This window comes from Erwinia sp. S43 (assembly GCF_016624745.1).
Lineage (GTDB): Bacteria > Pseudomonadota > Gammaproteobacteria > Enterobacterales > Enterobacteriaceae > Erwinia > Erwinia coffeiphila.
Genome location: NZ_JACVTX010000002.1, coordinates 167,139 through 192,243, shown reverse-complemented (window position 1 = coordinate 192,243; position 25,105 = coordinate 167,139). Strand labels below are relative to the sequence as shown.

Here is a 25,105-nt window from a genome sequence, read left to right as displayed (position 1 = left end):
ACCCAGAGAATGTTCGGGGCCTGCAAAACGCTAGCGGCTGGCTGATTTAACGATGCTGAGCCGCTCGGCGGCCCTGACCAGGTCCGACAGCGATCGTACCTGCATTTTTTCCATCACCCTGCGCTTATGTACCTTGGCAGTGATCTCACTGACGCCCATCTCGGCGGCAATTTGTTTATTCTGCAATCCGCCAATCGCCAGCATCATGACTTCGTTTTCACGCGGGGTCAGCGTCAGATGGCGCTCGGTTAATGCCAGCTTTTCCTGCGCAGCTTCCATACCCTGTTCGGAAATCCGTAGCGCTTCTGCCACGGCCTGCAGCAGTTGTTCAGGATCGACCGGCTTGGTTAAAAACTCACAGGCTCCGGCCTTCATCGCCTTTACCGTGATCGGAATGGTGCCGAACCCGGTAAGAAAGATGGTGGGAATTGAGTAGCCGCGTTCGCTGAGCGCACGCGTTACATCGAAACCGTCAGATCCTGGCATATTGATATCGACAATCAGACAGCAAGGGCCTGTGGAGAGTGATTCTGCAAGGAAAGACTGAGGAGAGGTAAACGGGGCGACACGATAATCTTCAGATTTAAGCAGGTTGGTCAGTGCGGCAATCACGGATGCATCATCATCAACAAGATAAACAGTATGATTCATTGGCAGATTCTCAGTTGATGTTATGGTCGTAACGAGAAGGTATGTACTTTAAGGTGCGAGATATTTAATTTGTAAGGATTATATAAAGGCCGCATCCTTTGATTATTAAATACTATACCAACTATCTGTAAATGACGACTATTTTTCTTACGGCTGGATTGTCGTTAACTTGATGAAATCATGTGCAAAATGCATTTTGCGTGGCCAGTTTATTGTAAATGACCATGATGGAGTGATTATTGCAAAATATTTCCCGCTGGTGAATTGATACTGTTATTAAGAATAATCTTAGTTATCATGACGAATTTTTTACTCTGACGTTGGTCAATACTTATCTTAATACCTCATTTTTGGGGAAATAGTTAAATAATATTATTCAAAAAGGTAAAAAGTAATGAAACGTACCGGACGTTATTTTCATATTATCACGCGGTAATATTATCCTTGCAAAAAGAAGGGAATAAAGTGGATCGGGATTTTATGGGCAATTAACATCCGAATCGATCATAAAATTAACTCCTTGCGGTGATGTTTGATACTTCCGGGCTTTTCTGCGGCAATGCTTAAAAAGCAAATAGAAATTGGCGGATTATGATGGAGGGAAGGCGCGAGAAATCAGCGTGAAATTTTTCTTATCATTAATAAGCAAAGCGGATGAGGATGACGCAACAGAGAGGAACGGTGTGAAACAAACCCATGCAGGGCGCACTCCCGGCCGCCTGCGATTAACCGTTCACAGGCGTCAGGAGAGAGTTCCGGTATGGGAGATTATTTGATCAGCTCGGCGGTAACGTAAGCCTGGTTATCCACGCGTGCACCGGTAATTTTATAGCTTGCACCACTCTGTTTTGCCTGTGCGGCCACTTTAGCTTCTGCCGCGTCCAGAGTAGAGGCAGTTGCGGAGATGTTTTGCGCCATGCTGCCGAATGAAACCAGAGCCAGTGCGGATACTGCAACGAAAGTTTTGATAGATTTCATGATTAATTCCTCAGTTGATTTTGTTTTGTGTGAAGCATTTCGCCTCGATGGAATGCATAGTAGACCTGTGGCGGGATGAAAAACATCCCTGTCTTTTGCTGAAGTAAGTCAGAAAATTTGAACAATGTTGAGCGAGTCATATGGCTGCCTGTAAATTGCGTGTTTGCCTGGCAGACAACGGCAGTTCAACCACTCAGGCACATCTTAAAAGCGCATGAACGTGCTTAAAGGGGGGGGACGAATCATGGCTGGGATTTTTCGCGTTTAATTGTCCATTTAAAAATTAATCAATTATCTCTTCGTATAATTATCTGCCTGTATACCTATCCATCTGTATAATTTATTTTTCCACTCCGCTAAGTAGATAATCATCCTCCACTTTTAGCTTGCTCGCCGAGCGAATAACTTCGATTTATCCGCTGTCCGATCTGTAAAATGAGCGGAATGGAGAAAACATGCACATTATCAGCCCTGAACGAGAGCCGTTAACCCGCAAGGAGCCCTGCTCGGCATGGGGAATCAAGTCGGTGGTACAGGATATTCTTCCGTGGATCGAAGATAACCTTGATAACGAACGTATCAGGGTCAGTACCGTCACCCGCAAGAGCGGCTATGGCCATTCGCACTTCCAGCGCGTGTTCAGAAAACAAACGGGCTACAACCTGGCCGAATATATTCGCACCCGGCGTTTGATCCGCGCGGCACAGTCGCTGTTGTTTACCGATAAAGACATTATGCAAATCGCGTTTGATAACGGATTTACCAGCCAGCAAACCTTCTCACGAACGTTCCGTAAGTATCTGAATGTGCCGCCTGCTACGTTCAGAAAAAGGCACGCCCGGCGGGCGCAGCAACCGCGAAACAGCGTTATCTTTGCCTGGCGCTGCCTGTCCGGTGCGGAGCAACATCGTTTCACCTGCTAGTGCTGCTGGCGAGCTGCCGCGACGGCGCTTCGCCAGCATCAAACGACGTGGCTGTGCTTCATCAGATTACCTACGAAACACCGATCTTCAGCGGTTTTTCGGACACAAGAAAGAAGATAATCAACGGTGAGCGGGATTATCTTGCCTTACGTTCGCGATAACCCTTCCCACTGCTCCGGGGTCAGAGTTTTCACATCAAACTGGTCGCGGGTGCGGCAATAGGTGTTGCCGCCCATGCGGCCAATGGCATCCATCAGCTGCTGATCGATGTGCAGATTCTCGGGATTAACCACATCGCTACGCACGTAAACGCCCACCACTTCGCCCAGAATGATTTCCCGTGCCGGGCCAACCTGCAGGGTGGTGTGGCGGCGGCACTCCAGCGCGGCCGGGGCGGAAAGAATGCGCGGGCTGCCAACCCGGTGACCCGCAACGGAGGCCAGCCCGGCTTCCTCCAGTTCGTTCACCTCGGGGCCAAATTTGATTGCGCAGATCTCCATCTGACGCACCTGCGCATCATCGACGATATGCACGGTAAATTCGCCGGTTTCACGGATATTGCGTGCGGTATCCTTAAAACGCATGTCGCTGTAGTTTTCCACGCCGATGGCCACAATCGCCGGGTCGTGCGTCAGCACGTTAAAGAAGCTGAACGGCCCGGCGTTCGGTTTACCGTTTTTATCGACCGTGGTCACCAGAGCAACGGGCCGGGGGATAACAGTACCTATCAGGATCTTATAGCGTTCCCGCTCGTTCAGTTCGGCAAAATCAAACCATGTATGATTTTCAGGCAGGCTCATATCAGACTCCGGCGCGAACGCGGTGGGTTTCCAGCGGGGTATGGCGGCTGAGGTTCTCAAAACCGTCCTCGGTGACAACGTAACAGTCACCAATGTTACACCCTGCCGACAGCGGCTCCAGCCACTGCGTATGTAGAACAAACACCATACCGGTTTCCAGCCGATCGTAGTTGTGCGATGAGATGTTGAAGCTGTTTTGCCCGCCCGCCATACCAACCGAATGGCCAAGATTCGGATTGTGCGGTCCATGGGTTGCCGGGTAAACATGCATCAGTTTACGCCCCTGGGCTTCCCAGTCGACATCGCGCACGTACTGCTGCGGGATCAGCCGCGCCTCGCCGTCCGGCATCGCAGACCAGTTGTAGGGCATGGTGCGCGCTTCGGCATCGTTCAGCATGCCCTGCTCAATCATTGGGCCAAAGGCGGCATTGTTGATATCGCGCATCAATGCACCGGGCTTAATCAGCCGCTCGGCGCGCTTCACGCCTTCAGTACAGGCTGCCAGTACGGTTTCCTGGCGCTCGGTAATGTCACCCACAGCAATCATGCGCGCCGTTTGTGCGGTATAGCCACGCCAGGTGACGTTAGAGATATAGAGGTTGATCAAATCTCCCGGACGCACGACGTGTCCGTAGGGCTTGCCGCAGTGCGTACCAAATTCGTTAATACCAATCTGGTAACCGTCGCCGGTTTCGCCACCAAAGGCCATTTGCGCGGCGGTGAAGGCGGCAAAAATTTCATGATCGGTGACGCCCGGTTTGGCCACATGATACGCCGCCTGAGTGCCGATACTGATTAACTGTGCGGCCGCGCGGAACATCTCGATTTCACGCGGGGAGCGAATTTTTTGCAGGCGGTCGAGAATCGGGTTATCGCTGACAAAGCGACAGCCGGGCATGAAGGTGTGCAGCGCGGCCTGGAAGGTCAGCGATGTCCGATCGCCAATTTCCCCAATCTGCGCTTTGCTCAGGCCGAAGCGGGCGAGGATGTCCGCGCATTTCTCTGCGGTTTTCAGGACGGCATCGCCGGGGCGATCGGCATACTCGCGGCCAATCGGCCCAATCTGCCAGATATCTTCAACCAGCAGCGGTTCACCCGCAGGCGGCAGCAGCACCGACTGCGTGAAAAAGGAGAGCAGGGTCAGCGGCTTGTCGGCGTCGGTGGGAATAATCAGTACCCCTTCGCGCATCCAGTCGCAGAGGTAACGCAGGTAAGCGTTGGACGCATGAAACCAGCCGACGCTGCCCGCATGGACGACAAGCGCATCGTGACCGGCCTCTACCGCCTGGCGACGGATGCGTCTGAGTCGCTCGGCGAACTCGGCTTCCGGCAAAGGCAGCGGTGCCGAAAAGGTGAAGTCCGGCTGGAAATCGGCCAGCAGAGAGCCGATGCGATAGCCCGCCGATGCGGTCGCATGAGTATGCATAATAGTTCCTTGTGAAATCAGTCGATCAGTGATTTTGCGGTCGCGGAGCCAGCACCCGACGAGCGACCAGTAATCCCAACAGGGTGAGGCCAATCAATATCCCGGAGATCGCCGCCACGCGGACGTCCAGTGATTCTTCAATCAGCGCAAACATTCGCAGCGGCAGTACCGTGGTACTGGCGTCCGCGAGGAAAAGTGACACCGTGACGTTATCCAGCGACTGGATAAACACCAGAAACGCACCGGCCAGAATGCCCGGCATCAGCAGCGGCAGCGTGACGCGGCGCAGCGTCATAAACCAGCTGGCCCCCATGGTGGTCGATGCTTCGGCCAGCGACGGGTTCATCCCCTGAGCCACCACCGAGGCAGCGCGATACATCAGTGGGCCAAACACCACGATATGACCGGTGACCGTCAGCCAGAGCGAAGGCTGGAAGCCGACAAAATTGGCGACAATCAGCGCGGCCAGCCCGTAAACCAGGCTCGGCATCACCAGTGGCGCAAGCAGCAGGGGTTCTATGCTGTTCACGCTTTTCCGTTTCATGCGCGTCATTCCAATGGTGGCTGGTACCGCAAACAGCAGCGATCCCGCCACCGCCAGAGCGGCAATTTTCAGCGAATTGCCCGCCGCAATATGCTCGGTTGCGGAGCGAACCGGGTCCAGCAGCGCTTCATACCAGCGCAGTGAAAACCCTTCCGGCGGGTATTTCAGCGTCTGACCGGCGGTGAAGGACATCATCAGTGCGATAACGATCGGCGCGATCAGATAGATCAGGCAGAGTACGCCAAAACCGTAGACAAACACCTTGTAAAGCAGCGCTGGAACAGGATTCTCGCGAAAATTAAGCATGACCGTTCAGCCTCCTGTGGCGTGAAATCATGGAGAGGGCAACCAGTAAACAGCCGGTGGACAGCAGCAGTACAACCGCAATCGCCGAGGCCAGCGGCCAGTCAAACAGCGTGCCGACTTCACGATAGATCAGCTGCGGAACGTAGACGTTGCGTGCCCCACCGATCACCGCCTGGGTGACGAACGAGCTGCTGGTGCTGGCAATCACCAGTATCCAGCCGGCCAGCAGACCCGGCAGCATGACGGGCAGCATCACGGTAATCAGAATGCGCCACGGACCGGCACCGGAAACCTGTGCGGCTTCGGTCAGTGAGTAAGGCGTGCGGGTCAGAATGGCAATCAGCGGCAGCAGGATCAGCGGCAGATCGATCTGACACATCGCCATCACCAGCCCCAGCTCGGTAAACATCAGGCTGGTGGGCGCGCCGGTGATCCCCAGCGCCATCAGCGCATCGCTGATCGGCCCCTGGCGGCCCAGGATGACGATCCACGCGAATGTACGCACCACGTTGCTGGTCAGCATCGGGATCAGCGTCAGAAAAATAATCATCTGCCGCATCGTGCGCCCGCTGTGCCAGTAAAGCAGGGCAATCGGCAGGCCCAGCAGGGTGGTGCCGATGGCCGTCTCCAGCCCCAGTCGGGCGGTGTTCACCAGTACGCGAAAGTTAAAAGCATCGCCAAAAAATCGCGCGTAGTGTTCAAGGGTAAGCCCGCCGGGGTGGATAAAGCTGAATCCGATCAGTACAACGAGCGGCACGGCAAAAAACAGCACCGACAGCACCAGCATCGGAACAACATAAGGAAAGCCGCTCTGCTTCATTCCGTCACCTCAGCCTGCAACAAGGGTGTCAAATTCGCGTATCCATGCATCGCGATTTTTGTTGATGCTGTCCCAGTCGGGATAGACCAGCGTTTTCAACTGCTCGCGAGTGACATAGGCGGCGATCTCCGGCGTCAGTGCGACTTCGCTGTTGGTGGGAAACATTTCGGCCGGTGGCAGCTTGAACCGGTCCTGCGCCGCCTGCGAGATGGCGGCATCCATATAGGCGTAGACCGCATCGGCATTGCGACTGCCGCTGGCAAGATGAATGTTGACCGGGGCGGCCGGGGAACCACTTTCCGGGTGAACAAACTCGGCATTCATCCCCAGGCTTTTCAGGCGCGCCACGTTGCCGGTACTGCACATAAACACCGCGATTTCGCCCTGCTGGAACAGCGTCATCTGATGGTTGGTACTGTCGACGATGTTTTTCATCTGCTCGGGATATTTGCGGAACAGGTCGAACACCGCTTTCATATCGTCCGGGCCGCTGCCGTAGAGTTTGGCGATTTCCGTGTAGGCCATCACCGCCGTGTTCGAGGCAAAGCCGGTCCAGGACACCAGCCCTTTGTAAGCCGGATTTTCAAAAAGGTCTTTATAGCCACGCGGACGCGGCACCAAATCCGGGTTATAGGCAATGCCGTTCACTTCCACAGTGACCGTAGGCCCGTACTCCCCCTGAAAATCGGGGGCGATCAGGTGCCAGTTCTTCAGCCTTGTCGGATCGATTTTCTGAATCAGGTTGTTTTGTACTGCCACCGTCATCTGCCCCGGTGACATCAGCAGCGCGTCGTAGGAAGGATTTCCCCGACTTGCCATCACTTTTGCCAGCTGATCCTGCGCCATCGCCGGGGCGATAGTCAGTCCGTAGCCCTCTTTTTGCAGCATCGGCGTGAGGACAGTTCGATAGGCATCCTCCCAGGTTCCGGGGAAGGTCGCCGCTACCGCGCGGCCTTTATCGGCAGCCATCGCGCGCAGTGAAACGGGTAACATTGCGGCGGCGGCGGAGCCTGCCAGTAGCTGACCAAACCGACGACGACTGATTGGGAAATCTTTCATGGTGTTGACCTCAGGTTAAGCATTCAGGGTTGCGGTTCAGCCGGGAAGGCGTGACAGCGTGTGGTATCAATGTCGGCAAAGAGTGACGTGCCGGGTAACGGGGCCGCTGTACCGGGGCGGCGGACCTCAGGGCGCGCAGGCTGCTGCCGCAGTCCAGTTTCAGTTCATGAAGCAGCACCGGGCCAAGCTGCACGGAAACGGTGACCGTCACCTTCTGGCTGTTCTCGCCGGGTTGAGGCAGCAGACGCACTTCCTCCGGACGACAGGTCAGGGTCACTTTTGATCCAGGGGTAAAGCTGAGACGGCGCGGCAGGCGCAGCGTGGTATTGTCCGCCAGGCCGACCAGCGTGGTGTCATCGTCAAAACGCAGCACGGTGGCAGGCAGCTGATTGGCCTGGCCAATAAAAGTATTCACAAACAGCGAGCGGGGCCGGTCGTAAACCGCCATGGGGGTATCGATCTGCTCAACGTGGCCTTTGTTCATCAGCACCAGGCGATTGGCCAGACTCTGCGCCTCTTCCTGGTCGTGGGTGACGATCAGCGTGGTAATACCCAGCGTTTTTTGCAGATGCAGCAGCTCCACCTGTAAATCAAAGCGCAGGGCGCGATCCAGTGCTCCAAACGGTTCATCGAGTATAAGCAGAGAAGGGCGACCGGCAATCGCACGAGCAACCGCCACCCGCTGCTGCTGGCCACCCGACAGTTCACGCGGCAGACGGTTGCCGAATTCATCGAGCCGCACCATCGCCAGCATCTCTTCAACCCGCTTCTGCCGTGCCGGGCGGGAAATCTGCTGACACGCCAGCGGATAGGCGATGTTTTCCGCAACGGTCAGGTGCGGGAAAAGCGCGTAGTTCTGGAAAACCATACCGATGCCGCGCGCTCTGGCGGATAACGATGCGAGATCGTCATCCCCCAACACGATTTTTCCTGCCTAAGGCTGGATCAGTCCGGCGATCGCCCGCAGCACCGTTGATTTGCCACAGCCGCTTGGCCCTAAAAGCGCAACGACTTCTCCGGGTTCGATAGTGAAGGAGATATCGTTTATCGCATTACTGCCGCCGTAGCTGTGAGTCAGGCCCTGCACGCTCAGGCGCTTGCGTAAGGACATGGATTGCATTTCTGCCATAGTGCTTCCCTGGTTGAAGGTGCTGAAAAAAGCCAGGAACGATGTATCAAGGAGATAGCAAGCGATGTGCCAGATTGAATGAAAGAATGAGTTTTGTTTTTAACGATATGAAATTAAACGAAAATATATTTAAAATATAAATTCGCACAAAGTTTCGCATAAATATGAATCTTTAATTAATCCTGTTTTTACTCATCAATGCTGTTCACGGTGGTGCAAAATCATCCTCATATTGGTGCATTCGCATACACTGGTGGGGAGTTGCCGGAAGATGCAGGAGCTGTAAAGTCTGGTGATTGTGATGAATTATTTAATTAAATCATTGTGATAGATAAATGCTTTGCTTTTCACCGTCATTATTATCCTTGCAATCAAAATTAATAATTAACTTTCGAATATAGTTAAAACAAAAATTAATTATATAAATGTTATTTAAAATTAGTTTGTTAGGTGATTTTTTCCTTTTGTGGCACATGATTTGCACCCTCTCTGAGCGTTACTAACTATCAAAAGGAAAGAGTCGTGAGATTAGGTATCGATGGGTTGAAGCTGCCCGAAGTGAAAAAGCGCGGCGCGCTGGCCAGTCTGGATCATGTCAAGTCTCTGGGGCTGGGTGGGGTGTTCTTCAGTACACTGCTGGATATGAGCCCCACGCTGGATCGCGGTGCGCTGCGGGAACTGCGCAGCAGGGCCGACGAGCTGGATCTTTATCTGGAAGCCGGACTGGGAAAAATTAATCCGTTCTGCAACGCCGAAGTGCCTGAACTGCGTGCCGCAGGCGGCGGTGACATTATTGCAGGGCTGATCCGGATGATTGAGGCCGGTGCTGAAATTGGCTGCCGTGAACTGTGGGTTTCCTCCGGGAACTTTAAACCGCAGTTTCCCGGGCGCTTTGCGGTTGATCGCTTCCGCACCGACGTCAGCTGGGAAGATCAGCTGCTGGCCACGGAGAAAGTGCTGCGTTTGCTGGCTCCCGTGGCGCGGGCGCACGGTGTGCATATGAATATCGAAACCCATGACGAGATTACCTCATTTGAGATCCTGCGATTGATCGAGGCGGTAGGCGAGGATTGCGTTGGCGTAGTGCTCGACACGGCGAACATGCTGCAGCGGGGTGAACATCCGCTGCTGGCGGCACGCAGGCTGGCACCCTGGGTACGGCAAACCCACATTAAGGACGCCTACGTTGGCCGCGCGCCGGGCGGGCTGGACTTCCAGCCGCGCCCCTGCGGTAGCGGTATTGTGGATTTTTCCCCGATTCTGGCCCTGCTGGCCGGGGTGAATCCGCAGATTAATCTGTCGCTTGAAATTGCTCAGTCCTGCGAGGATAAGCCGCGCCAGGCCTGGCCACGGCAGTGTATTCAGATAGACGATCCGCTGTGGCGCGCGGGCCATCCGGACCTCAACGAGCAGGAGCTGGATGCCTATTTCGTCATGCTGGATGCCTTTGAACAGCAGGTTGCCGCCGGAGAGATTGCCGACTGGGAGAGCTATGAACGCGCGCACTATGGCTATCCCAGCTATCAGCATCAACCCTACGGTTACACGCAGACCGTAGGCTTTATTCAGCAATCCGCCGATCATATCCGCGCACTCTGCGCCGCACAGGGCATCGATTTAAGGTAAAAGTTGCGCAGGAATTTAATTACAGAGATAGTGAAGCAACCGTCTGAATTCAGGTGTGAACAGGGAGAAAACATGAAAAAGCCGCGCGGCCGTCCTGCGGCAGCCGATAAAAGCGCCGACAGCCATGATGATGTCTCTGAGCGGATACGCATTACGCTGGCGAAAGCCATCAGCGAGGGTGCGTTAAAACCGGGCAGCAAAATTCTGGAAGAGGCGATTGCCGATCACTTCGGCGTCAGCCGTACCGTGGTTCGCGGTGCGCTGGGCGTGCTGGAGAGCGATCACCTGCTGGAGCGCAAACGCAATCGCGGCACTTTTGTGGCCGAACCCGGCATTGAGGAAGCGCGCAGCCTGTTTGAGGCCCGCCGCAAGCTGGAAGGTATTTTACTTGAGCTGGTGGCCGCAAGGGTCACTGCTGCCGAGCTGGAATCGCTGGAAAAACTGGCTGACGAGGAAGAACGGGTTCATCAGCACGGTGACGAGAAATCGCGTGCCGTGCAGTCCGGACAGTTCCACATCGCACTGGCGGACCTTGCGCACAATGCGGTGCTGACTGAAGTCCTGGCGAAAATTGTTGCCCGCCTGTCGCTGGTGATGTCGCTGTATGAGGATCATCGCCATGACGACTGTGGCGCGGATCATCACCGGATGATTGTTCAGGCTCTGAAGGATAAAAATCTGCAGCAGGCCCGGCAGCTGATGGAGCACCATCTGGCCGATATCGAAAGCCGCGTCAAGCTGACAACCGGGCAGGGCGATCGCCATTCGTTTATCTCCGTGCTGGAGAATTTTTCCTGACCGATGAAAATTCCTGATTTAAATCTGATTATTGCGCTGGATGCGCTGCTGGACGAGGGTTCGGTGATTGGTGCCGCGCGCAGAATGAACCTCAGCCCGCCGGCGATGAGCCGCACCCTGACCCGTATCCGGCATCAGCTGGGCGACCCGATTCTGGTTAAGTCGGGGCGGAAAATGGTGCCCACCCCCCGGGCGCTGGCGCTCAGGGACGAAGTCCATCAGGTGATGGGCGAGGCGATTCGCCTGCTTCAGCCGCAGTCGGGGGTGGATTTATCCCAGCTGGAGCGCACCTTCACGCTGCACGCCAACGATGTGTTTATCAGCGCGTTTGGCGGCGTGCTGCTCAGCCGCCTGCGGCAGGAGGCGGTCAATGTCGGCCTGCGCTTTACCCCGGAAAACGGCAGCGATGAAGACAGCCTGCGCGACGGCAAGGTGGATCTGTATATCAGCGCGATGCGACCGCTGGGTGACGATATCCACGTGCAGTCGCTGTTTTCCACCCATTTTATGGGGCTGGCGCGAGAGGATCATCCGATTTTCGCCAGCGAGATCACCCCGGAATCCTTTGCCCGCTATGAGCAGATCAGCGTGTCGCGGCGCGGGCGCGCGCGGGGGCCGATCGACAAACGCCTGGCGGAGCTGGGGCTGGTGCGCCATATCTCGCTGGTGGTGCCGACCTTCCATTCGGGAGTGTTTTCGCTGGGGAATTCCGATCTGATACTGCCGCTGCCGGGCCACGTGGTCCGCGCGGTGCAGGAGATGGGGATTAAAACGCGGGCGTTTCCGCTGCCGGTGGAGCTGGATGCCATTCCCATCGTGCAGGCCTGGCATCCGCGATTCCAGAACGATCCCGCCCATCAGTGGCTGCGGCGGACTATTCACCAACTCTGTGTTCAATCCGATGGGGCGTAACCTGGCTTAGCACGACTGCTCCGTCTCTTCGTTTTCAACCAGCACCGGACAGGCCGCGAGGTCGATCACTTCCTTCACGATGGAGTGTTCGACCCAGCGCTTCAGCGACGATAAATGCCGGTGCCCCATCACAATCAGATCGACCTTCAGCCTTGCCGCCTGCTGGATAATCACCTGCGTCGGCTCACCGCCGACGATCAGCCCGCTCACCTTGCGATTCTCCCAGCGCAGGCTGCCAACGGCCTGGTTCACCGTTTCCTGCGCGGCCTGATATTCGCGATCTGCCGGAGGGTAAATCAAACCGTCGCTGGCCTCCGTTGCATGCTGTTCCTCCAGGTAAAAATAGTTTTCCTCTGGCAGCAGATAGGCGCCGTCGACCACGCACAGAATATGTATTGTTGCCGGGTGTCCGGCGGTGATTTTACGGCTGAGCTCAATCACCGCCAGCGACTGCGGCGAACCGTCCAGTGCGACAAGTATCGTATTAAACATGCTGTTTCCTTCTTAGACAGGGTTAAAGCACGCATCTTCCGGTTCTCAGGCGGGTAAATAAATGCCTCCGGGCGCATCTGACCAGTGCGCCAGACGCACGCCTCGGCTGCACACATCGCAATTCCTGTCCCTCCTGCATCTTTCTAGACTGTGCGCCTGATCGACTGGAAAGGATGAATTATGCAAACACTCGCGCAACCCAAAGCTGCGCCGCCCGCGGCGGCGTTTGACCTGCGCATCATGACAGGGCTGACCGGTATTTTGCTGGCATCGCTGGTGGCCGGATTAAACGAGCACGTAACGGATATCGCCATGACCGACGTTCGCGGCGTGCTGTCGGTCAGCCACGATGAAGGCAGCTGGCTGACTACGCTGTATGAAGCCGCGCAGGTGGCGGCAATGGCGTTTGCACCGTGGTTTTCGGCCACGCTGTCGCTGCGCCGTTTTACCTTCGGCGTGACTGCCGTGTTTATGCTGGCGGGGATGCTGTGCCCGCTGGCACCCAATCTGCCGACTCTCTACGTGCTGCGCACGATCCAGGGACTGTTTGGCGGCTGCCTGCCGCCGATGCTGATGAGCGCGGCGCTGCGTTTTTTACCGCCGGGGATCAAGCTGTACGGCCTGGGGGCCTATGCGCTGACGGCAACGTTCGGACCGAATCTGGGCATCCCGCTGGCGGCGCTGTGGACTGAGTACACCGGCTGGCAAATGGTGTTCTGGCAAATCATCCCGATCTGCCTGCTGGCGATGGCCGCCGTTTCCTGGGGTATTCCACAGGACCCGCTGCGGCTGGAACGCTTCGCGCAGTTCAACTGGGTGGGTCTGCTGCTCGGACTCCCGGCCATTACCTCGCTGGTGGTGGTGCTGGAGCAGGGCACGCGGCTGGGCTGGCTGGATTCACCGTTTATCTGCCGGATGCTGCTGCTGGGGCTGACGACCCTGACGCTGTTTATGATCAACGAATGGTTCCATCCGCTGCCGTTTTTCAAAGTGCAGCAGCTGGCGCGGCGTAACTTAAGCTTCTCGCTGATTACCCTCGGCGGGGTGCTAGTTGTTCTGGTGGCGGTGCCGGGGATCCCGGCTGGGTATCTGGCGGAGATCCAGGGCTACCGGCCGCTGCAAACCGTGCCGCTGGCGCTGTACGTGGCGCTGGGTCAGCTGGTTGCGCTTCCGCTGGTCTCGGCGCTGTGCAATTTCACCCGCGTTGACTGCCGCTGGGTGCTGGCCTGCGGTCTGGGTCTGATCGCCGTGACCTGCTACCTCGGCAGCGCAATGACCTCCGACTGGATACGCGACAACTTCTACGGCCTGCAAATGCTGCAAATCCTCGGGCAGCCGATGGCGGTGATACCCCTACTGATGCTGGCGACCAACGGCCTGCCGCCCGCCGAAGGGCCATTTGCTTCGGCGTGGTTTAACACCGTGAAGGGCATGGCGGCGGTGGTGGGTAGCGGCGTACTGGAAGGGTTGACCACCGCGCGTGAGCATTTTCACTCGAACACGCTGGTCAATCAGTGGGGCAACAGCGGTCAGGCGCTGTCGATCCCTTCTTCTGACGGTGAAGGCCTGTCTGCGCTGGCGGAACAGATCCACGTACAGGCGGTGGTACTGGCTTCCGCCGACGTTTATCAGGTGATGACTCTGCTGACCGCGATTCTGATTTTATTTATTCCTTTAATGGCAACCCGCGTGTATCCACCGCGACCGCTTGCCGCTTCTCATGCATAAGGCTTGAACATGACTTTATTGAAATTGACTAAGAAGAACGTAGCGATTGTGGCCGGGGCCGCCGTACTGGCCGTGGCGGCGGGGATCGGGTTTGGCCTGCTGGGCGACAGCGCTGACCAGCGAACCAACGATGCCTTTATCCGCGCCGACTACACCGTGGTCACGCCGCGTATCACCGGGCAGATTGCGCGGGTGGCAGTAAAAGACAATCAGTATGTGGAACAGGGGCAGCTGCTGGTGGAGATCGATGACCGCGATCTGCTGTCGGAACTGAACGCGGCAGAGGCCAGCGTGGTGGTGCAGCAGGCCACGGTGGCCAATGCCAGCGCCAGCCTGGCGCAGCAGCAGTCGATGATTGCCCAGGCTGACGCCACGCTGGCCGCCAGCCGGGCCGGTTATGTCTTTGCTAAAGCGGAACTGGCGCGCTATCTCGACCTGGCCGCCCACGGCGCGGGCAGCCAGCAAAATGCCCAGCTGGCACGATCGCGGATCGACACCGCTCAGGCCAACGTGGCACGCGATACCGCCACGCTCAACGCCGCCCGGGCGAAAACCGTGGTGTTACAGGCGGAGTTCCAGCGGGCGCAGGGGGAGCTACAGCGATCGCAGGCGATGCTGGATACCGCCAGACTGAACCTGTCGTACACCAAAATTCTGGCTCCGATTGCCGGATGGGTCGGGCAGCGCGTCGTGCGTGAGGGGGCGTACGTCACGCCAGGCACGCCGATGCTGGCGGTGGTGCCGCTGAATAAAGCCTACGTGGTGGCCAATTTTCAGGAAACCCAGCTTGAGCACGTGCGGCCCGGGCAGCGGGTGGATATCCGCGTCGACAGCTTCGGCGGGGCGCTGCTGCACGGTGTGGTAAATAGCTTTGCCCCGGCGACGGGCGTCACCTTCTCGGCGATTACGCCGGATAACGCCACCGGCAACTTTACCAAGGTGGTGCAGCGTATTCCGGTCAAAATTGAACTCGACGGCGGCCAGCGGCAGGCAGAACAGCTGCGGGTGGGCATGGCGGTGGAGGCCACTATTCATACCGTGAAGGCAGGAGAGAAATCATGAAACTGACGGCCTTAGCCACCAGTATTTTGCTGCTGAGCGGCTGCATGGTTGGCCCGGACTTCACGCCGCCTGCGGTGAAAAGCCCGAAGACGTGGCCGCAGGGTCACGCACCGGGGCGCATTGCTGAGCGCGAACTGCAGCCGCAGTGGTGGCAAATTTTCCATGATGACACGCTGACCGCGCTGGTTGAGCAGTCCGAACGCAGCAACCTCGATGTGCAGGCGGCGGGCGCGCGTCTGTTACAGGCGCAGGCGGAGCACCGCGTGGTGACCGGGGAGAGCCTGCCGTCGGTTGACGCTACGGCGTCGTACCAGCGCGCCCGCAACAGCCAGAACGGGCTGCAGGATATCTCCGGGCTGGGCGGTAAAAAGGCCTGGAGCGTGTGGCAGCCGGGCATCGGCGCATCCTGGGAGCTGGATATGTGGGGACGGCTGCGGCGGGAACGCGAATCGTCCGCCGCCCGCGTAGAGGTCAGCGACGACCAGCGCCGTGCGGTGCTGTTAACCGTGCAGGCGGCGACCGTCAGTGATTATTTCCAGCTGCGCAGCGTGCAGCTCCAGCGCGATATCAGCCTGCAAAACCTGGACATCGCCCGCCACAGCCTGAAGCTGACCGGCATCCGCATGGACGACGGCGTGGCTACCCGGCTGGAGGTGGCCCAGGCGCAGGCGCAGGTTGCCTCGGTGGAATCGACCCTGCCGATCCTCGAACAGCAGGAAGCGCACCTGATGAATTCGCTAAGCTTCCTGCTGGGTGAAAACCCGGGGGCGTTAACCGAGCGGCTGGCCGGGAGCCGACCGCTGCCGCTGACGCCGCCGGAAGTGCCGGTCGGTCTGCCGTCCGAGCTGGCGCAGCGCCGACCGGATATCCGCGCCGCCGAGGCGCAGCTGCATGCGGCCACCGCCGACATTGGCGTGGCGACCGCAGATTTCTATCCAAGTATTACCCTGAGCGGCAACGTCGGGCTACAGGCGATGCAGTTCAGCCAGCTGGGGAACTGGGGATCGCGCCTTTACAGCTTCGGTCCGTCGCTGAATCTGCCGATATTCGAAGGCGGACGGTTGCGCGGCCAGCTGGCGCTGAAAAAAGCACAGCAGCAGGAAGCGGCAATCCACTTCCAGTCCACGGTGCTCAAGGCCTGGCATGAAGTGAGTGACGCGATGGTGGATTACGACACCTATCAGCGCCAGCGCAGCCAGCTGGCAACCCTGGTGGAAAACGATCGCATCGCGCTGGCGGCGGCCTCGAAGCAGTACGAGGCGGGTGCCACCGACTTCCTCAACGTGCTGACCATGCAAAAAGAGCTGCTGGCTTCGCAGCAGGAGCAGGTAAAAAGCGATGCCAATGTGTCGCTGGCGCTGGTACGGCTGTATCAGGCGCTGGGAGGAGGATGGGAGAGCGGGAAGAGTTAACCCTCGCGGTCTCATAAAGTAAAACGCTCAATTAAAAAGGTTACGCAACTGGCGTAACCTTTTTATTGTCGGCGGTAAAAATACCCGATGACGGCTTATTCAACCCACAACGATCGGATTATTATATTGATTCACTGAAATAACGATAAATCCCGGCCTTTTTTAAAAAGAGTTTATTAATTTTTTTAATTCATTATGTTCATTAAAGAATAAAGAAACCGTTATATAATTTTTCGCATATCTGTTTTACCGAATTACATAGCCGATATAGTGATTTTACAACCCCCTCTGACCATTCCAGTATGGTTGTCTTATTCAGGCGGAATGAATGATGGCAGATGCCATATCGATTATTTCTCCCTGTCTCCCGTTTAATATTTTGCGCACCTGATGCTGAACGCTTTCCCCGTGCCGCCTGTCCGCTGCGCGTAAGGGAGAGCCGTCGACATGCGCAGATCGTATTTTCTTTTAAGGCTGTCGCCATCATGACCATCAAGATAGCAGTGGTAGGACTGGGTGCGCTGGGCTGTGCAACCCTGCTGGCACTGGCACGCAAAGGCTTTCACGTTGAGGGATTCGAGCAGTATCGCGTCGGGAATAATATCGGTGCATCAGGGGGGCGTTCTCGTCAGCATCGACTGATCTACGGTGAAGGCGCTGCTTACACGACCTTGCTCCAGCGCGCCAGCCAGCTCTGGCATCAGTTGGAGGAGGAACAGCAAACCCAGCTGTTTTGGGGGGGAGGATGCCTCACCATCGGTACGCCTGACAGCCCGTGGTTTACGGCGGTGGAAAACTCGGCGAAGCAGCAAGATCTGCCCTATGAGCGATTATCGCGCGCGGCGCTGAATCAGAGATTCCCGCGCCTGAATATTAATGAAGATGAGGAAGGCATTTTTGACCCCGCCGGGGGCATTTTGCTGACGCATGAACTGCTGCTGGCGTCCGCCGAACAGGCGCAGCAGCTGGGGGCAAAGGTGCATGAACAGACTCAAATCGATCGGATTGTGGCGCGAGACGGCGCGGTCGAACTGACCATTAACGGTAAGGTAAGCTCTTTTGACCGGGTGATTGTGACCACCGGTGCGTGGAGCAAGCGGCTGCTCCCCGATTTACCCATCTCCTCACGCCGACTCGGTATGAGCTTCCACTTGGGCAAAGAAACCGGCTTCGACAGTGTGGCGTTCCCGCCGACGATGCGCGTAAGCGCCGGGCGGGCGATGTGGAATACCCAGCCCCTGCCGGATGGCAAAAACTTTAAATTCTTTGTGGGCGATGCCGAGCTGAATGAACAGCACGACCCCGAACTTGTCGCCACGGAAGCCACTAGCAGTCTGACGCCTGTTCTCCACGAGCGCCTCGATCGTCACGTGACGGATGCGGTGAACGGCGCACACCGTACCATTGTGGGCGGCGGCACCTGGCCGGAAGCCTACACCCACGATCAGGCTCCGCTGATTGGCGAACTGAAAAACCATCCCCACGTCTGGATTGGCATTGGCCTGTCCGGGCATGGCTTCAAACTGGCCCCCGCGCTGGGCGAGTTGCTGTCTGAGGCCGTTGCAGGCGAAGTCAATATTGCCCGCGACTGGCCTCTCTTTTCGCCTGAACGGCATTTTGCTGAACCGCAGGCGGTTTACTCTCGATAATCACCGGGTATCTCATGAAGAAAATATTACTGGCTGCTTTAATCGGTAGCCTGACGCACGCTGCACTGGCCGCGCCTTTAGCGACAACGTTAAAAGATAAACAGCTGCACGGCATTATGCAGAATGACTACGAACCGGTCGTCTTTGTAGACGATAAGGGGGAGAACAGCGGCTATTTCTACGAAATAGTTTCAGCGGCGGCAAATAAGCTGGGCGCGAAGCTGGACGTTAAGAATGGCACTTTTGATACCTTTATTCCCGGTCTGCAGAGCCACCGTTACGATCTGGCGCTCGGCACCGATGCCACCGTGCCGCGCCAGCAAGTGGTGGATATCGTGCCTTTGATTGATGCCGGTTATTCGTTTATTACCCGCAGCGATGGCCCCGTAAAACTCTCCAGCGAGCTGACATCGCTCTGCGGTCATTCCGTTGCCGCACTGGCCGGGCAATCTACTATTGACGCGCTGAACCAGCAGGCAGCGGCCTGCCAGCAGCAGGGTAAACCGGCGCTGAAGGTGGCCATCTATCCGTCGCGCTCTGCGGCGTGGCTGGCGGTAAAAAGCGGTCAGGCGGAACTCACCCCGGTCTATACCGGCGAAGCGGGCTGGATAGTTAAAAAAGATCCAACCTGGCGAGTTACCGGGCCGGTATTTAACAGCGGTCAGTCCGGTTTCGCCGTTGATAAACAGCAGGGACATGCCCAGCTGTGGGCTGACGCGGTGAATGCGTTGATTGCTGACGGCAGTTATCAAAAGATTTTACAGAAATACGGTGTAGAAAGCGTGGCGCTGAAAACGGTGGTGATCAACCCGGCTAAATAAGCCCCCGTCAACATCGTAAAAAACCGGCAAAGGAATGCATAAATCGGCATTGAGCAGAATAGTGATAACTGACTTAATGCCATTTCATTACCTTTATTGTTAACCGGTAATATCATGAGTGAAATAAATGAAAGCCTGGTGAAAGTTGTGCCGGGTCATACTATTCGACCGCCCAATCAGGCCGTTTCGTCCTCTAATTTCGACACGCTACAGCGTATTAATCAGGCGGAAGAAAAACACGGCGTTCGCCAGGCGTGGCGCTGGCGCAGACATCTTTCTGCGATCGCCGTCAGCGCTGTGTTAATTATTTTAATCTGGCAGGCAGCGGAAAACCCGGCATTTGACTGGCCGCTGGTCGGGCATTATTTATTTGACGGCCAGATCCTAAAAGGCCTGTGGACAACACTCTGGCTGACCGCTCTGGTGACCCTGCTGAGCGTGGTCTTTGGTGTTGTGGTTGCTTTAATGCGGCTCTCGCGTAATCCGGTCGTTTCACTTTTCGCCTGGAGCTATATCTGGCTGTTTCGCGCCACGCCACTGCTGGTGCAGCTGCTGTTCTGGTTCAACATTGGCTATCTTGTACCGCGCCTGACGCTGGGCTGGCCCGGCGGTGAGCCCTGGTTCAGCGTGTCAACGAACGATCTTATTAGCGCGATTGGCGCCTCGATTCTCGGTTTAACCCTGCACGGCATGGCTTATTCAGCGGAGTTTATTCGGGGAGGGCTGCTGGCGGTTCCGCAGGGGCAGAAAGAAGCGGCCACCATGCTGGGACTTTCGCCGTCAGAGATATTTATCAAAATTACCCTGCCGCAGTCGCTTCGCACGATTATTCCTGCACTGGGGAATTTCCTGATTGATAATTTAAAAGGCACATCAATTATCAGCGTGGTGGCGGTGACGGAGCTACTCTATTCTGCCCAACTTATTTACAACCGAAATTACAAAATTATTCCGTTATTACTGGTGGCGACATTCTGGTATGTGGTTGTCACTTCCATATTGTCTTTATTACAACACTGGAGCGAGCGTTATTACGGTCGCGGGTATCATCGAAAATAATTAAGGTTCTGCTATGAGCGAATCCCCTGTCCCGGCTTTGGATAATAAAAAGTCGACGGTGCTGCGCGCCCGTCGTTTACAGAAACGCTATGACGATAACATCGTCCTGCAGCATATCGACCTTGATATTGTCGAAGGTGAAGTGCTGTGCCTGATTGGTCCATCGGGTTCGGGTAAAAGTACCCTACTGCGCCTGCTGGCAACGCTGGAGTCGCCGGACAGCGGGGTGGTGTTTTTTCACGACACGCCGCTGGGCATCGTGGAGCGAAGCGGCAACTTATATACCGCCCCGGAAAAAATCATCCGGCAGCAGCGCGATCGCATTGGTTTCGTCTTCCAGCAGTTCAACCTGTTTCCGCATCTGACCGTTCTGCAAAACGTCATGCTGGCCCCGCGCCTGCAGGGCCAGCGTGGGAAAGCCGAAGGTAAAGCGCGCGCGCTGCTGGAACGTGTTGGCCTGGCGCACAAAGCGGATGCCTGGCCCGCATCGCTTTCAGGCGGGCAGCAGCAGCGCGTGGCCATTGCCCGAGCCCTGGCGCGCGATCCCGCGTTGATCTTGTTTGATGAGCCGACCAGCGCGCTCGACCCCGAGCTGGTTAATGAAGTGCTGGCGGTGATGACCGATCTGGCGGCAACCGGGATCACTATGGTGGTTGCCACTCATGAAATGCAATTTGCCCGCCGGGTTGCCAGCAATGTGGCTTTTCTGGATAAAGGCCACATTGTGGAATATGGCTCACCGCAGCAGGTGCTCGATGCCCCCCAGCAGCCGCGGACGCGGGCCTTCCTGCAACAAATCTCCTCTCTGCGCAGCGAGGCCGAACATGTCTGAGATCATCGTTAAAACACCGGTATTTGAGGCCGTTTTCCAACCGCTGCGGGTGGGGCATTTGCTGCTGCGAAACCGCATCATCAACTCCGGCCACGGTACGTCTCTGGGGCCGGGTACGCACAACGAAGATTTACTGGCCTATGAAGCGCGGCGGGCTGAAGGCGGCGCGGCCGTAGTGATCACTCAGGCGAATGCGGTCAGTGCGGGCTGCGGTGATTTTTACGTGCACGATGAAGCGCGGGACGGCAAATACGATCGCCTGGCCAGCCGGATACAGGCGCACGGTGCTTACTGCTTTGTGCAGCTTAATCATCCCGGCCGTCAGGCGTTTCTTGGCCCGAATCGCAGTGACGAAATTTTGTTTTCCGCGTCGGCAATCCCGCAGCGCGAATATGGAGGCGCAGTCCGCGTGCCGCTGGCGCTGGATGAGGCGCAGATTGAACAAATCATCGACGATTTCGCCGCCGCTGCGGAGGCCGTCGCGCAGACGAAAGTGGATGGCATTGAACTGCATTTTGGCCACGGCAATCTGGTGCAGCGATTCCTCAGCCCGGAAACCAATGTGCGGGAGGACCGCTGGGGTGGCAGCGCGGAAAACCGCAGCCGTTTTGCGCTGGCGATCCTGGAACGTATCCGCGCCCGCATCGGCACCCGATTAGTCGTGGGCGCGCGCGTCAATCTGGAACTGGCACCGCAGGCGGAAGAAAGGGCGGAACTCACCGAGCAGATTGTGGCGCTGGGCAACAGCGGCCTGCTGGATTATCTCTCCGTGAGCGGTGGTAATTTTTCCAGCGGCTGGGGGGTGGCAACCAATCTCCCGGACTCCAGCTTTCCGCCTGCATTGTGGCAGCAGGCGGCGGCCACGTTGAAACGTCGATTACCGCATTTACCGATCTGGCTGGCCGGGCGCGTGCTGAACGTGGCGCTGGCGGACAGGTTAATTACCGAGGGTGTTTGTGACGCTGTCACCATGGCGCGCGAGCTGGTTGCCGATCCCGATCTGCCGCGCAACGCGCAGCAGGGAGCAAGCGACCGCACGCGCCCCTGCGTCGGCATCCAGTCCGGCTGCTGGCAGCGCGTTGCCGACGGCAAGCCTATTCACTGCGCATTCAATCCGGTTGCCGGACGTGAAGCCGAGGCCGCACGCTGGCAGGCTCAGGTCAATGACAAAGCCTTAAAAGTGGTGGTGGTCGGCGCCGGGCCTGCCGGTCTGGAGGCCGCGCGTAATGCGGCTTTGCAGGGGCATCAGGTGGTGCTGTATGACCGCGCATCGCGGCCCGGCGGGCAGCTGGCGCTGATAGAACAGGTGCCTCATCGCCAGGATCTGCGCAATATCATCGACTGGTATGTCCGCGAACTGACGCACAGCGGGGCAGAGTTTCGCCTGGGTGAAGAGGTGACGCTGGAAAAACTACGCGCGGCGGCGGCCGATCGGGTGATTATCGCCACCGGCAGTCAGGAAACCGCGGTCGGCAGCGGGCACGCGGGTTTTTCGGGCGAGATCCTCACCGTTAATCAGGCGTTACAACACGCCTCCGGCGTTCCCGATTCGGTGATGGTTTATGACGAATGGGGCGGCCGCGCGGCACTCAGCGTGGCCGAGTTTCTCGCGCAGCAGGGCCATCAGATTGAGTTTGTCACCTCCCTGAAATGGGCGGGACAGGGACTGAATGACACCGTTCGGCTACCCGCAGTGAGTCGTCTGGCGAAGCTTGGGGTGAATTTCCAGGCCGAACACCGCGTGGCGCTGTATCAGGGATGTTTACAGGTACAAAATCAGCTCAGCGGTGCGTGGAACCCGCTCTCCGATTCATTCGCCATGCTGGTGACCTCACTGATCCCCGCCGGGAATAACGCGCTGTATCTCGCCGCGAAGCAGGCCGGATTTTCTGTACAGCTGGTGGGGGATGCCCGTGCACCGCGCGGACTCACTGAAGCCACGCGGGAAGGCTATCTGGCGGCGCGTTCATTTGGCAACGTTTCTTTAATTCAGGCTTTGTAGCCGTCACTTCAACTGGGGAAAAAAGAATGAAAAAGAGCTTTATTGCACTGTCAGTCCTGCTGGCGGCGAGCCAGGCTAATGCCACCACGATCGCCAACTCACCCTACGAGGGAAAAACGCTGGTCACCGCAATCCAGTATGACTGGGAGCCGCTGTCGTACAAAAACGACCAGGGGCAACCAACGGGCTATTTTTACGATATTGCCAATGAGGCAGCACATCGCCTGGGGGCAAAATTAGCCGTGACCAGCGGTGATTTTGCCACCGTGATACCGGCGATTCAGTCGGGTAAATTCACGCTGGCGGCCGGGCTGGACGCCACGCCAGAGCGGCAGCAGGTGGTCGATATCGCCTCAACGGTGCGGGCGGGCTACCAGCTGATTGTGCTGAAAAACTCCCCCCTGAAACAGGACGTGAAGCTCAGCGATCTGTGTGGTAAAAACGTTGCGCTGCTTGCCAGCCACCCGTCGACGAAAACCTTTGAGCAGATCTCACAGCAGTGTGAATCGAGTGGCAAATCAGCGGTGAAAGTGAGTCAGTTCCCCGATCGCGGGGCGACCTGGCTGGCGCTGCGCTCCGGTCGTGCAGATGCCACATTGGGTTATACCGGGGAGAATGGCTGGCTGTTGCAGAAACAGGCTGATTTAAAGCGCGTCGGGCCCATCTTTGACACGGTCTATGCCGGAATTCCCGTCAGTAAATCTTCAGGCAATGCGAAATACTGGGTCGAAGCGATCAATTCATTGATCAAAGATGGCACTTACCAAAAGATCCTCGCCAAATATGGCGTTGAGGATGTCGCCATTGATCATTCTGAGCTTAACCCGGGGAAATAGTCACCCGGGCTGATGGCGGGTGCAACCGCTTTGTCGTCTGCTGCTGGCGCAGGAGGTGGGGAGGTGGTATATCAGGCCTGGAAAGAGGGGCAGGTATTCTTCTACGTCAGTGGCAACGTGCTTGAAATTACGCCGTTGTTGACATTCGTCAACGGTCACAATAAGATCCTACAATCGGAGGCTAAGGAAGAGACATCCGAACAAGTGAAAAGACATCCGAACAAACACATTCAGGCAGCGATTGAATATGCATTGAGTCAGGGCTGGACTTGGGTTCCATCAGGTGATTCGGCACACTGCTTCTGCAAGTGCACACTAAACGAAGAGGCATTATGGCGCTTTATAACTTCACGCTGACGCTTTCAGGTGTCACGTATGAAACCGAAGGACTGGAAGACGCGCTGTATGAAAGTGGCTGTGACGATGCGCTGATCTGCGCATATGGGAACTCTATCTACGTTGAGTTTGACCGTGAAGCTGATTCCCTGGATGAAGCTATTGCATCAGCGGTTGAAAATATCGAATCAGCCGGAATCGGCGCTGTGGTTGCCTCTGTCGATTCTGCCCTGGTGGGGTTGAGCGATATCGCTGAAATCACACAAATGTCACGGCAGGCTATTGCGATGCTGAAAGATGGTACGCGCGGCAGCGGCGACTTCCCATGCCCTATCCAGCGTATCAAAGGTCAGTCCCCGCTTTGGGACTGGGCGGACGTGGCTGAATGGCTGTTGAAAAACGGCCGACTGAAAGAGGGCAGCGAGCTGGTTGTTAACGCTCGCGTATTAAGTAAATGGAATCTGGCGCTGAGGTCCAGCGCCTCAAAAGACTTTAAAGAAGTCGAATCCATCGCAGCATCACTGGTTGAGAGACGCCGAAGAACGGTCGCATAACTTCCTTCAGCTTACTCATCAACGATCCTGCTATTGGCACTCCCACATCATTCTCTCCCGCATATCAGATTCTGATCGGCCGACGAGTAAGAATTTTGACGAAGGCACCGACCAAAAGCGCAGAGTAGTACAGGGGAACGAAAACTAACCCTAAGGCAATCAGCATCGCACCGGCGGAGAGTAATAACGCCACGGTGCTGTCGGGGGATTGTAAGGCCAGCAGCCCCTTTTCAATTCCCGTCAGAAATGCCAGCCCCTGTAGCTTTGCGTAAAGCCATGACGTGCCGACCAGAACCGTACCGATCCAGAAGCTTATCCAGCAAAGCGCTGAAGTAAAACTAACCATCGTT

General features: G+C 56.7%; 24 protein-coding genes and 1 pseudogene. 15 read left to right on the top strand and 10 right to left on the bottom strand.

Annotation, left to right across the window (positions count from 1 at the left end):
* Positions 1-30 precede the first annotated feature (30 nt).
* Both IBT47_RS03090 and IBT47_RS03085 read right to left on the bottom strand, forming a co-directional pair.
* Positions 31-651 (bottom strand): response regulator transcription factor, encoded by a 621-nt coding sequence (locus IBT47_RS03090; protein ID WP_105591852.1) that lies wholly within the window; start codon positions 649-651, stop codon positions 31-33.
* A 768-nt stretch (positions 652-1,419) separates the two neighbouring features.
* Positions 1,420-1,629, bottom strand: a complete 210-nt coding sequence (locus IBT47_RS03085) for a YdgH/BhsA/McbA-like domain containing protein (RefSeq protein ID WP_200559118.1) — start codon at positions 1,627-1,629, stop codon at positions 1,420-1,422.
* Between the two features lie 455 nt (positions 1,630-2,084).
* On the opposite strand from IBT47_RS03085, the gene IBT47_RS03080 reads away from it, so the two are divergent.
* A complete protein-coding gene (locus IBT47_RS03080; protein ID WP_200559117.1) occupies positions 2,085-2,552 on the top strand; it encodes a helix-turn-helix domain-containing protein in 468 nt (155 codons plus the stop codon).
* Between the two features lie 146 nt (positions 2,553-2,698).
* On the opposite strand, the gene IBT47_RS03075 is transcribed toward IBT47_RS03080, so the two are convergent.
* The 6 genes and pseudogenes from IBT47_RS03075 to IBT47_RS03050 form a co-directional block, all read right to left on the bottom strand.
* Positions 2,699-3,352 carry a flavin reductase family protein gene (locus IBT47_RS03075; protein ID WP_200559116.1) on the bottom strand — a complete coding sequence of 218 codons (654 nt, stop codon included), beginning with the start codon at positions 3,350-3,352 and terminating at the stop codon, positions 2,699-2,701.
* Position 3,353: 1 nt separating this feature from the next.
* Positions 3,354-4,778, bottom strand: coding sequence for a M24 family metallopeptidase (locus tag IBT47_RS03070; protein WP_200559115.1), 1,425 nt, complete (start codon positions 4,776-4,778; stop codon positions 3,354-3,356).
* A gap of 25 nt (positions 4,779-4,803) precedes the next feature.
* A complete protein-coding gene (locus IBT47_RS03065; protein WP_200559114.1) occupies positions 4,804-5,628 on the bottom strand; it encodes an ABC transporter permease in 825 nt (274 codons plus the stop codon).
* Entirely contained in the window at positions 5,621-6,448 is an 828-nt protein-coding gene (locus tag IBT47_RS03060) for an ABC transporter permease (protein ID WP_200559113.1), read from the bottom strand. Before IBT47_RS03060 ends, IBT47_RS03065 begins: the two co-directional genes overlap by 8 nt.
* 9 nt (positions 6,449-6,457) lie before the next feature.
* On the bottom strand, positions 6,458-7,507 hold the full coding sequence (locus IBT47_RS03055) for a PotD/PotF family extracellular solute-binding protein (protein ID WP_105591845.1): 1,050 nt from the start codon (positions 7,505-7,507) through the stop codon (positions 6,458-6,460).
* 10 nt (positions 7,508-7,517) lie between these two features.
* Positions 7,518-8,618 (bottom strand): annotated as a pseudogene (locus IBT47_RS03050) (ABC transporter ATP-binding protein).
* A gap of 540 nt (positions 8,619-9,158) precedes the next feature.
* On the opposite strand from IBT47_RS03050, the gene IBT47_RS03045 reads away from it, so the two are divergent.
* From IBT47_RS03045 to IBT47_RS03035, 3 genes are all read left to right on the top strand, one after another.
* Positions 9,159-10,262, top strand: coding sequence for a sugar phosphate isomerase/epimerase family protein (locus tag IBT47_RS03045; protein WP_200559112.1), 1,104 nt, complete (start codon positions 9,159-9,161; stop codon positions 10,260-10,262).
* 72 nt (positions 10,263-10,334) lie between these two features.
* The gene (locus IBT47_RS03040) at positions 10,335-11,060 is read left to right on the top strand and encodes a GntR family transcriptional regulator (protein WP_200559111.1); all 726 of its coding nucleotides are present in this window, start codon (positions 10,335-10,337) and stop codon (positions 11,058-11,060) included.
* A gap of 3 nt (positions 11,061-11,063) precedes the next feature.
* Positions 11,064-11,972, top strand: coding sequence for a LysR family transcriptional regulator (locus IBT47_RS03035; RefSeq protein ID WP_200559110.1), 909 nt, complete (start codon positions 11,064-11,066; stop codon positions 11,970-11,972).
* A 6-nt stretch (positions 11,973-11,978) separates the two neighbouring features.
* On the opposite strand, the gene IBT47_RS03030 is transcribed toward IBT47_RS03035, so the two are convergent.
* Complete coding sequence (locus IBT47_RS03030) at positions 11,979-12,464, bottom strand: universal stress protein (protein WP_200559109.1); 486 nt, start codon at positions 12,462-12,464, stop codon at positions 11,979-11,981.
* A 180-nt stretch (positions 12,465-12,644) separates the two neighbouring features.
* On the opposite strand from IBT47_RS03030, the gene IBT47_RS03025 reads away from it, so the two are divergent.
* From IBT47_RS03025 to IBT47_RS02975, 11 genes are all read left to right on the top strand, one after another.
* Positions 12,645-14,192 carry an MFS transporter gene (locus IBT47_RS03025; protein ID WP_200559108.1) on the top strand — a complete coding sequence of 516 codons (1,548 nt, stop codon included), beginning with the start codon at positions 12,645-12,647 and terminating at the stop codon, positions 14,190-14,192.
* A 9-nt stretch (positions 14,193-14,201) separates the two neighbouring features.
* Positions 14,202-15,254 carry an HlyD family secretion protein gene (locus tag IBT47_RS03020; RefSeq protein ID WP_200559107.1) on the top strand — a complete coding sequence of 351 codons (1,053 nt, stop codon included), beginning with the start codon at positions 14,202-14,204 and terminating at the stop codon, positions 15,252-15,254.
* Entirely contained in the window at positions 15,251-16,666 is a 1,416-nt protein-coding gene (locus tag IBT47_RS03015; RefSeq protein ID WP_200559106.1) for an efflux transporter outer membrane subunit, read from the top strand. Before IBT47_RS03020 ends, IBT47_RS03015 begins: the two co-directional genes overlap by 4 nt.
* A 485-nt stretch (positions 16,667-17,151) precedes the next feature.
* Positions 17,152-18,315, top strand: a complete 1,164-nt coding sequence (locus IBT47_RS03010) for an FAD-dependent oxidoreductase (RefSeq protein ID WP_200559105.1) — start codon at positions 17,152-17,154, stop codon at positions 18,313-18,315.
* Between the two features lie 14 nt (positions 18,316-18,329).
* The gene (locus IBT47_RS03005; protein ID WP_200559104.1) at positions 18,330-19,136 is read left to right on the top strand and encodes a transporter substrate-binding domain-containing protein; all 807 of its coding nucleotides are present in this window, start codon (positions 18,330-18,332) and stop codon (positions 19,134-19,136) included.
* Between the two features lie 114 nt (positions 19,137-19,250).
* Positions 19,251-20,195 carry an amino acid ABC transporter permease gene (locus tag IBT47_RS03000; RefSeq protein WP_200559103.1) on the top strand — a complete coding sequence of 315 codons (945 nt, stop codon included), beginning with the start codon at positions 19,251-19,253 and terminating at the stop codon, positions 20,193-20,195.
* Between the two features lie 13 nt (positions 20,196-20,208).
* A complete protein-coding gene (locus tag IBT47_RS02995; RefSeq protein WP_234471674.1) occupies positions 20,209-21,027 on the top strand; it encodes an amino acid ABC transporter ATP-binding protein in 819 nt (272 codons plus the stop codon).
* Positions 21,020-23,029: an FAD-dependent oxidoreductase gene (locus IBT47_RS02990; protein ID WP_200559102.1), complete on the top strand. Its 2,010-nt coding sequence runs from the start codon at positions 21,020-21,022 to the stop codon at positions 23,027-23,029. The genes IBT47_RS02995 and IBT47_RS02990 overlap by 8 nt, the downstream gene beginning before the upstream one ends.
* Before the next feature lie 26 nt (positions 23,030-23,055).
* Entirely contained in the window at positions 23,056-23,865 is an 810-nt protein-coding gene (locus IBT47_RS02985) for a transporter substrate-binding domain-containing protein (protein WP_200559101.1), read from the top strand.
* Positions 23,866-23,877: 12 nt separating this feature from the next.
* Entirely contained in the window at positions 23,878-24,222 is a 345-nt protein-coding gene (locus IBT47_RS02980) for a hypothetical protein (RefSeq protein WP_200559423.1), read from the top strand.
* Positions 24,198-24,755: an AlpA family transcriptional regulator gene (locus tag IBT47_RS02975; RefSeq protein WP_200559100.1), complete on the top strand. Its 558-nt coding sequence runs from the start codon at positions 24,198-24,200 to the stop codon at positions 24,753-24,755. Before IBT47_RS02980 ends, IBT47_RS02975 begins: the two co-directional genes overlap by 25 nt.
* A gap of 64 nt (positions 24,756-24,819) precedes the next feature.
* Here the strand turns inward: IBT47_RS02975 and IBT47_RS02970 are convergent, their stop codons facing one another.
* Complete coding sequence (locus tag IBT47_RS02970; RefSeq protein WP_200559099.1) at positions 24,820-25,101, bottom strand: hypothetical protein; 282 nt, start codon at positions 25,099-25,101, stop codon at positions 24,820-24,822.
* Positions 25,102-25,105: the final 4 nt, after the last annotated feature.